Below are 8481 nucleotides of genomic sequence, written 5' to 3'. Positions count from 1 at the left end.
ATCGAACGGGCCCTGAATAGTTAGGCTGCCTTATTGATTTGGGCATGCAGCGCGGTGAGCTCCGGCAGCAGTTCGAGCACCAATCCCACCTGCTGCAAGACCAATTGTTCTTTGCTTTCAGGTTCCGGAACGGCTTTGCTGATGCGCTCCGCCAGCTGTTCCAACGCCTGCGCAATGCGCTGGCTGTTCCGTTCTTCCTGATGCAGGGCGCCGTCCACGTAACACACGGCGTCATTGAGCAGATCGAGCGTGGCCGGGGTGTTCAGCCGCTCGCGGTGCGCCCCCAATGCGGAGATATAGCTCAGGAGCGTGTGGTTCAGACAGAGCAAGCGGAAGGCGGCTTCCTGCAGCGCTTTGTCGGCCTTGGGATCGGCTGACATGTTGGAGATGACCGAAGCCAGTTCCGCATCGCTGTTATGGGCATCTCGTCGTGCGATGCGGTAAGCGAGGCCGTTATCCTTACCTTGATGATATTGCACCAAAATGGCGTCCAGATAGCGGCAGTTGGCATTCAGCGTTTTATCCACCACCGCCGGCAGTTGGCGGAACTTCCAGTCTGGCCAGATGAAGCTGACGGCCGCCCAGGCGATGGCGCAGCCCAGCAAGGTATCGTAAACGCGCGGGGCGGCCACTTCGAATCCTTCACCCAACAGGTTGAAGCACAGCAACACCAGCAGCGTGATGAACATCGTCGCGTGGGCATATTGCACGGTGCGGAAAGCGAAGAACAGGACGCCGGTGATGACGATCAACACCAGTTGCCCTTCTACGGAAGGCACGAAATAGAGGATTGGCAGGCCGATCAGGATACCTGCCAGAGTGCCGATGATGCGCAGTGCCAGGCGCCGGCGGGTGGCGTTGTAGTTCGGTTGGCAGACGAACAGGCTGGTCAGCAGGATCCAGTAACCGTGCTGCATACCGGTGAACTGGATAAAGGCGTAACCGACGCACAGCACCACCGACATGCGGATCGCATGGCGGAACAGGGCCGACTGCGGCGTTAAATGGCGGCTGATGCGCAGCCGGATGTCGCTCCAACCGGTCAAACGATCGTCGGCCAGGCTGTTCTCTTCCGCTTGTCCGCTCGCCAGCGTTTGCTCGGACTCGATATTGGCCAACTGCGCATCTATCGCATGCAGGTTTTTCAGCAGATGCGCCAGCGCCTTGGTCTGTTCGCTATTGCCCTGGGTTTCGGCGATGCGCGCCAACGCCTCCTGAATGCGGCTGAAAGCCGGCTCAAAACGCGGGTTGTGCTGGTACTTTTGCCGCAGCAGGATAGATTGCGCCAGCTGGCGGCAGGCGCGCGCCTGCATACTCAGCAAACGCTGGAAGCGGAACAAAATGTCGCTGTGACGGAATTGCCGGCTGAGCGCAGGGTATTGAACGTGAGAAGAACTGGCGCGTTCGTGGATATCCTGCGCGACAAAATAGTAGTGCAAGGTGCGACGGGTGCCGCGCTGGCCGCGATCGCCTTTCAGGCGTGTCAATAACGAGGCTTTGGTCTGGTTGAGTAACGCGACCAACGCGCTGTTGGCCATTGCGACGTCCATCCATGGCAGATCGGCGTCGCGTTCGGCGTCGGGATCGAACAGGTTGGCTTTGGCGTCCAGATAATTGGCCAGTTGATCGTAACAGCGCGCCAGGTTTTCTTGCAGCGGTCGGATCGGGAACAGCAGGTGGCCCGCCAGCGTCAGCAGGTTGTACCACAATGCACCGATCACCAGCAGCAGCGGTTGCTGATACCAGGCATCGTACATGGAAGTGCCGAGCATGGTGTAAACCGCGATCAGCAGCGCACCGAAGGCGATGGTGGCGTAACGTTGCCCCAAGGCGCCCAGCAGGATAAAACCGCAGGTCGAGGTGGTTAAGCCAAGCGCGAACAACCAAGGGTAGGGAAACAGCAGCTCAATCGAGGCGGAAGCAATAAAGAAGCATACCAACGTGATCAGCAGATTGCGTAATCTGCCGGCCAGGCGGTCGTCCAAATCAGTCAGGGCGGCTGCCACCACGCCCAGCGTTAACGGGATAGTCAGCTTGGGAATGCCGAGCCACCAGGGAACGGCGGTGGTGCCGATCAGCGCAATGAGGATGCGCAAGTGATACAGCAGGTTGCTGTTGTAAGTATAACGACGAACTGCGGGTGCAAAAGAGAGCACGAAAAACTCCTCAAACGGAGAAAAAATTAACGCTGTTGATAGTGGCGGCGAGCATTCTCAATACGGGCTTGCTGAGCCATTTCTACCGAGACGACGCGGCGTCCCACCGGCCACAGCGCGATGGCGGCTATTTTGAAATTGGCGATGCCGACCGGAATGCCGATGATTGAAACGCATTGCACGATACCGGCGGCGATGTGTGACAGACACAGCCACCAGCCGAACAGCACCAGCCAGATAATGTTGAGCAGTGAGCCGCCGGCGGAGAGCAGCGCATTGCTTTTTTCCGGATACAGTTCATCGACGTGTATCGCTTCGTTGCCGAACGGCACCAGCGACAGCTTAGTGATTTCCCAACAGGAGCGGGTAAGCGGCAGTGTGATGACAAGCAGCACGCTGAACACCGTAGCAATAAGCCAGCCTAGCGTGGTGAAGAAACCGCCCAACACAAAATTAAGAATATTCAGTACAGTACGCATAGACGTCATTCTGCTCTAATGATAGCCAAACCGCGATGCGGGCGTATTCACGATAAAAACGCAAAATCTATTCTACCCTTTTTTTAGCGCTAGAGTGCCACTGCTTATCGCAGGTAAACTGGCAGATATCCGTTATTTAATCTCAACATAGTCATGGCGCGACGATATGGAACTTAAAGCGACATCGCTGGGGAAACACCTGGCTCAGCACCCTTATAACCGCGTGCGGTTGTTGCACGCCGGCGTTGAGGTGAGCGGGGAAAAACATGAATATCTGATCCCCTTCAATCAACTGATTCAGGTCAGGTGCAAGCGTGGCATCGTCTGGGGCGAGCTGGAATTTGAATTACCGGACGAAAAAGTGGTGCGGCTGCACGGCACCGAATGGCAGGAAACGCAGCGTTTTTATCACTTTCTGCAGCAGGCGTGGCAGCAGTGGAGCGCCGAAATGAGCGACGTCAGCGCCGGCGTGTTGCAACAGCAGGTGGCGCAGATTAAGCGCATTGAACAACAAGATAAATGGTTCAAAAAGTCTGAGCTGGGCAAGCTGCAGCAGCAAATTCGCGAGGCTTTCTCCGCGCTACCGATGCCGGTGGCGCGCCTGGAGGAATTCGATAACTGCCGGGCTGATTACCATCTGTGTTTGCAATGGTTGCAGCAGGGGGAGCGCAGTATCGAGCAACGCAACCGGCAGTGGACCGAGCGCATGCTGGATCAACACCATGATTTCTTCCAGACCGTCGAGAGTTCGCCGCTCAACGACGCCCAGAGCCGGGCGGTGGTCAATGGCGAGGATTCCGTGCTGGTGTTGGCCGGCGCCGGCAGCGGCAAAACGTCGGTGCTGGTGGCGCGCGCCGGCTGGCTGCTGCGTCGTCAGGAGGCTGAGCCGGGTCAAATCTTGCTGTTGGCGTTCGGCCGTCAGGCCGCCGGCGAGATGAACGACCGCATCAAAGAACGTTTGGGGGATGTCGGCATTCAGGCCAAGACCTTCCATGCCTTGGCGCTGCAAATCATTCAACAAGGCAGCCGCAAAGCGCCGGCCATCAGCCGGTTGGAAACCGATGCCAAAGCGCGCAAAGAGCTGCTGATCACCCATTGGCGCCAACAGTGCGCGGAGAAGAAAGCGCAGGCCAAGGGGTGGCGTCAATGGTTGACCGAAGAGCTGGAATGGGAAGTGCCGGAAGGCGACTTCTGGCAGGATAAGCGCCTGGCGGATCGCCTGGCAAGCCGGTTGGAACGCTGGTTGGGGCTGATGCGCATGCATGGCGGCAACCAGGCGGAAATGATCGAGCAGGCGGATGAAGAAATCCGCGATCTGTTTTCAAAACGCATCAGGCTGATGGCGCCGCTGCTGAAAGCCTGGAAAAGCGCCTTGAAAGAGGAAGGGGCGGTGGACTTCTCCGGCCTTATCCATCAGGCGGTCAACATTCTCGACAAGGGGCGCTTCGTCAGCCCGTGGAAACATATTCTGGTCGACGAGTTTCAGGATATCTCACCGCAGCGTGCGCTCTTGCTGGCGGCATTGCGCCGACAGAACAAGCAGACCTGCCTGTTTGCTGTAGGGGATGACTGGCAGGCGATTTATCGCTTCAGCGGCGCAGAACTGACGTTAACCACGGCCTTCGCCACGAACTTCGGCGAAGGCGCGCAGTGCGCACTGGATACCACCTATCGTTTCAATGAACGTATCGGCGAGGTGGCCAACCGGTTCGTGCAGCAGAACCCGCACCAGCTGAAAAAACCGCTCAATAGCCTGAGCAAGGGCAATAAAAAGTCGGTGACGATCCTGCCGCACGAGCAGTTGGAGCCGCTACTGGACAAGCTGAGCGGCTACGCCAAGCCGGATGAGCGCATCCTGGTGCTGGCGCGTTACCACCATCTGAAACCGGAAGCGCTGGCGAAAGCGGCCACCCGCTGGCCAAAGCTGGATCTGGAGTTTATGACCATCCACGCCAGCAAGGGGCAGCAGGCGGAATACGTCATCATCGCCGGTTTGCATGAGGGGCGTGACGGCTTCCCCGCCGTGGCGCGCGAGTCGGTGTTGGAAGAGGTGTTACTGCCGCAGCCGGAGGACTTTCCGGATGCTGAAGAGCGCCGTCTGCTGTATGTCGCGTTGACTCGCGCCAAACATCAGGTATGGCTGTTGCAGGATCGTGAACGTCCTTCGGTGTTCGTCGACCACCTGCGTGAGCTTGGCGTTCCGGTGCAGAAAAAACCGTAAGCAGCTGGCCTGGCGGTAGCCAGGCCGAAAGGACTATTTCAGGCGGTCTTGCAGGTAACGCTGATAGTCGGGGATGGCGATAGCCACCTCGCTTTTGAACAGCGGAGAGTCAATCAAAAAATCAGCGGTCGAACGGTTGGTCGCCACCGGAATATTCCAGACGGTCGCCAGCCGCAGCAGCGCCTTCACGTCCGGATCGTGCGGAACCGCGTTCAGCGGATCCCAGAAGAAGATCAGCATGTCTATCTTGCCTTCCGCAATCAGTGCGCCGACTTGCTGATCGCCTCCCATTGGGCCGCTCAGCATGCTGGTGACGGGAATGCCGCTGGCACGCTGGATCAGGTTGCCGGTGGTGCCGGTGGCGTACAACTGGTGCTGCGCCAGAATGGTCTTGTGGCTTTCAACCCACTCCAGCAGGGCCTGTTTGCGGTGATCGTGCGCCACCAGCGCAATGTGTTTGCGCTCGGCGATAGTGCGGGTGGTCAATTCCATCTCAGTGTCCTTCGCTAATCGGTGATGTGCGACAGATTACTGAAACTGTTTTTCACTGCCTAGCGTTTGCAGCTGAAAATGCGAAGAAAAGGCGCCTTCGCGGCTAAGGCGCCGGGAGGGATCAGCGAACCGGTTGTTTGTTGGCCCAGTGCAGGAAGCGCTTCTGGGTTTCCTTGTCCGCCTGTTGGAACCAGTATTGCAGCATCTGTTCCGACACGTTTTCACCTTTCAGCGTCACCGTCGGGGCATTCACCGGTGCGCCGGCCGGCAGGGAGGCTGTTGTGTTGCCTGCGTTCGGCTGGACGAAAAGCGGGACGGAAGCCGGGCGGCTTTGGCGATTGTAATCCGTCATCACCTTTTCCAAATCGGCATTGAAGGTGACGCTGTCGGGATGCAGCACATCATGCTGGAACGGCAGGGCATTACCCTCTTTATCCACCACCCGATAGTTCAGCGTTTTATCGAAGCGTTGCGCGTCACGATCGTTCTCGATGCGCGGCAGTTCGATCGCCACCTGACTGATCTTTTGCGTATTGAAGGTGGCAACCAGCGGCAGGGACGCATAGGCCTGCGTATGCTGGCCGGAACGTACGGTTTTGGTCACTTTAAACAGCAGCTGGTGCTGTCCGCCATCCAGTTCAAGGCTGTCGGCGCCTTTTAACAACGAACCTGTCATTTTCTTGCCGTCGACCACCAGCAGATCGATGTCCGGGGAGAGTTTCAGGGTCGTAGCCGCGGCAGGCATGCTGATGCTGAGCAACGCCGCAACCACCAGACCAAATTTCATCATTATCTCCTTATAAAGTGACGTAGCTCTAAGTGTTGAACATGGCATAGGTTGTGTCAAAATTTTTCAATTGGGTATTTTATTTACATTTTTACATATTTATTTGTAATTAGACACGTCTGTGCGTGGCTGAACCGCGACAGCCTCAGACCATAAGATTACGCTGAAGTTTCCTGCGCGTAGCGTTTAGCCGCGCGAATGCCGATCGGTTACACTCGAAACGGAAGAGTGACGCAGTGATAAACGGGAGTTGAAGATGCAAGATCAAGAGATTGTTGAGTTATTGCAGCAGGTGAAAACCATCGCGCTGGTGGGCGCCAGCGATAACCCGTCGCGGCCCAGCTATGGGGTGATGGCTTATCTGTTGTCGCAGGGATATCAGGTGATCCCGGTGAGCCCAAAACTGGCGGGGCAGACGCTGTTGGGGCAGCCGGTTTATGCCACGCTGGCCGCCATCCCGCAGCCGGTCGATATGGTCGACGTTTTTCGCAATTCGGAGGCAGCCTACGGCGTGGCGCAAGAGGCGATAGCGATCGGCGCCAAGGCGCTGTGGTTGCAGATCGGCGTGATTAATGACCAGGCGGCAGTGCTGGCGCAACAGGCCGGGCTGCAGGTGGTGATGGATCGCTGCCCGAAAATCGAAATCCCGCGTTTGGGGCTGGAGCGCTAAATAAAAAGAGCCCGGCGCGATGCCGGGCTCTTTCAGGGTTTCTCAGGTCTTGGCGCGGTCAATTGCGCAAGCGTGGCGCCTGTAACTGGTGACGGATGGATTCCGCCAGTTCATCCAGCGATGGTTGCTCGGGATGCGCTTCCTGGGGCTCGCCATCCAGCTGCGCTTCCGCCAGATAGGTATGCACCGGTTGGCCTTCCTCGTCTTCCATCACCACGTGGTACCAAGGAGCGGAACGCAGTTCATCGTTCGCCGCTATCTCGTCAGCTTTGGGTTGTTCCAAAGAGTATTCAGGGTCGATATCGATAACGACGCCCAAATACCCCAGCAGTTTATGCCTAACCTGTTGTCCGATACCGAATTTGCTGGCAATCATGATGACCTCCTGAGAAACAATGCCTTGCTCATATATGGGGGCAAGGCAGCGCATTTCAAGTTACATCACCCGACAAGCGAAGCCTTTCAGATACAGCCCCTCAGGGTACGTGGCGATCACCGGGTGATCGGCAGCCTGGCGGAACTGTTCTATAAATTGTACATCACGTCCGGCATCTACAGCGGCGTCGGCCAAAATTTTCTGGAACAGATCGGTCGGCATCAGCCCGGAGCAAGAGAAGCTGAGCAGAATGCCGCCCGGGTTCAGCAGCTGCAACGCCAGCATATTAATGTCTTTGTAGCCACGGCAGGCGCTGGCCAGCTGGTTTTTGTTCTCGACGAACTTCGGCGGATCCATGATGATCAGATCGAATTTCTCGCCCTGGGGGCGGTAGTTGCGCAGCAGTTGGAACACGTCATCGCGAACGAACTCTGCCTTGTTCAGATCCAACTTGTTGAGCTCGACGTTCTGTCTGGCGATATCCAGCGCCGCCTGCGAGGTATCTACACTGATCACCTGCGCGCAGCCGCCCATCAGAGCGGAAACGGCGAAGGCGCCGGTGTAAGAGAAGCAGTTCAGCACCCGGCGGCCGGCGGAGTAGTTACGCGCCGCCAGGCGGCTGTCGCGCTGATCGAGATAGAAACCGGTCTTGTGCCCTTGCTGAATGTCCACCAGCAGTTTCATGCCGTGTTCGGTGATCGGCAGCAGCTCCGGCGGCAGATCGCCCAGCACCGGGCCTTGCGCCAGCAGCAGGCCTTCTTTTTTACGCACCGCCACGTCGGAACGGTCGTAAATTGAACATTCCGGGTAACAATGCTGCAGAGCGGAAAGCAGAGCCGGGCGCTGATATTCGGCGCCGGCGGACAGCAGCTGCAGCACCAGGAAATTCTGGAAGCGATCGATAGTGATGCCCGGTAGGCCGTCGGACTCGCCGGCGATCAGGCGGTATCCGTCCAGGCCGTCGCGCTGCGCGACCCAATCACGCCAGCTTTGCGCTTGCTGCAGGCGGCGAATGAAGAAATCGATGTTAATCTCTTCATCCTGCTGGAAAGTCCAGACGCGTGCGCGGATCTGCGACTCGGGCGAATAGGCGCCGCGAGCCAGCCATTTGCCCTGGCTGTCGAGAATATCGATGGTTTCACCGGAGAGCGCTTTGCCCTCGACGCGTTGAACGGCGCCGGAGAATACCCAAGGGTGACGACGGAGTAAGGACTTTTCACGTCCTTTGGCGAGAAACAGGCGTACGGTCATAATTAATAATGCTGCCAGCTAGGATAGAAAGAGTGACACGGCGGTGCAA

General features: G+C 57.6%; 8 protein-coding genes. 2 read left to right on the top strand and 6 right to left on the bottom strand.

Features of this window, described 5'->3' with window-relative positions:
* Positions 1–20: 20 nt before the first annotated feature.
* Complete coding sequence (gene yccS / locus H7A77_RS07210) at positions 21–2156, bottom strand: YccS family putative transporter (RefSeq protein WP_182073982.1); 2136 nt, start codon at positions 2154–2156, stop codon at positions 21–23.
* A 26-nt stretch (positions 2157–2182) separates the two neighbouring features.
* Positions 2183–2635, bottom strand: coding sequence for a YccF domain-containing protein (locus H7A77_RS07205; RefSeq protein WP_025302313.1), 453 nt, complete (start codon positions 2633–2635; stop codon positions 2183–2185).
* Between the two features lie 166 nt (positions 2636–2801).
* On the opposite strand from H7A77_RS07205, the gene helD reads away from it, so the two are divergent.
* Positions 2802–4856, top strand: a complete 2055-nt coding sequence (gene helD, locus H7A77_RS07200) for a DNA helicase IV (protein WP_182073981.1) — start codon at positions 2802–2804, stop codon at positions 4854–4856.
* Between the two features lie 33 nt (positions 4857–4889).
* Here helD and H7A77_RS07195 read toward each other — a convergent pair whose 3' ends face one another.
* Entirely contained in the window at positions 4890–5348 is a 459-nt protein-coding gene (locus tag H7A77_RS07195) for a methylglyoxal synthase (RefSeq protein ID WP_033642596.1), read from the bottom strand.
* A gap of 121 nt (positions 5349–5469) precedes the next feature.
* Positions 5470–6135 (bottom strand): DUF2057 family protein, encoded by a 666-nt coding sequence (locus H7A77_RS07190; protein ID WP_108680409.1) that lies wholly within the window; start codon positions 6133–6135, stop codon positions 5470–5472.
* Positions 6136–6391: 256 nt separating this feature from the next.
* On the opposite strand from H7A77_RS07190, the gene H7A77_RS07185 reads away from it, so the two are divergent.
* Positions 6392–6805 (top strand): CoA-binding protein, encoded by a 414-nt coding sequence (locus H7A77_RS07185; protein WP_033642598.1) that lies wholly within the window; start codon positions 6392–6394, stop codon positions 6803–6805.
* Positions 6806–6863: 58 nt separating this feature from the next.
* On the opposite strand, the gene hspQ is transcribed toward H7A77_RS07185, so the two are convergent.
* Both hspQ and rlmI read right to left on the bottom strand, forming a co-directional pair.
* Positions 6864–7181 (bottom strand): heat shock protein HspQ, encoded by a 318-nt coding sequence (gene hspQ / locus H7A77_RS07180; RefSeq protein WP_004928104.1) that lies wholly within the window; start codon positions 7179–7181, stop codon positions 6864–6866.
* 60 nt (positions 7182–7241) lie between these two features.
* Positions 7242–8432: a 23S rRNA (cytosine(1962)-C(5))-methyltransferase RlmI gene (gene rlmI / locus H7A77_RS07175; protein WP_182073980.1), complete on the bottom strand. Its 1191-nt coding sequence runs from the start codon at positions 8430–8432 to the stop codon at positions 7242–7244.
* Positions 8433–8481 lie beyond the last annotated feature (49 nt).

Origin of the sequence: Serratia sp. ME47 (assembly GCF_903970925.1) — a bacterium.
GTDB lineage: Bacteria > Pseudomonadota > Gammaproteobacteria > Enterobacterales > Enterobacteriaceae > Serratia > Serratia ureilytica.
This window is presented reverse-complemented; position numbering and strand designations above follow the sequence as displayed.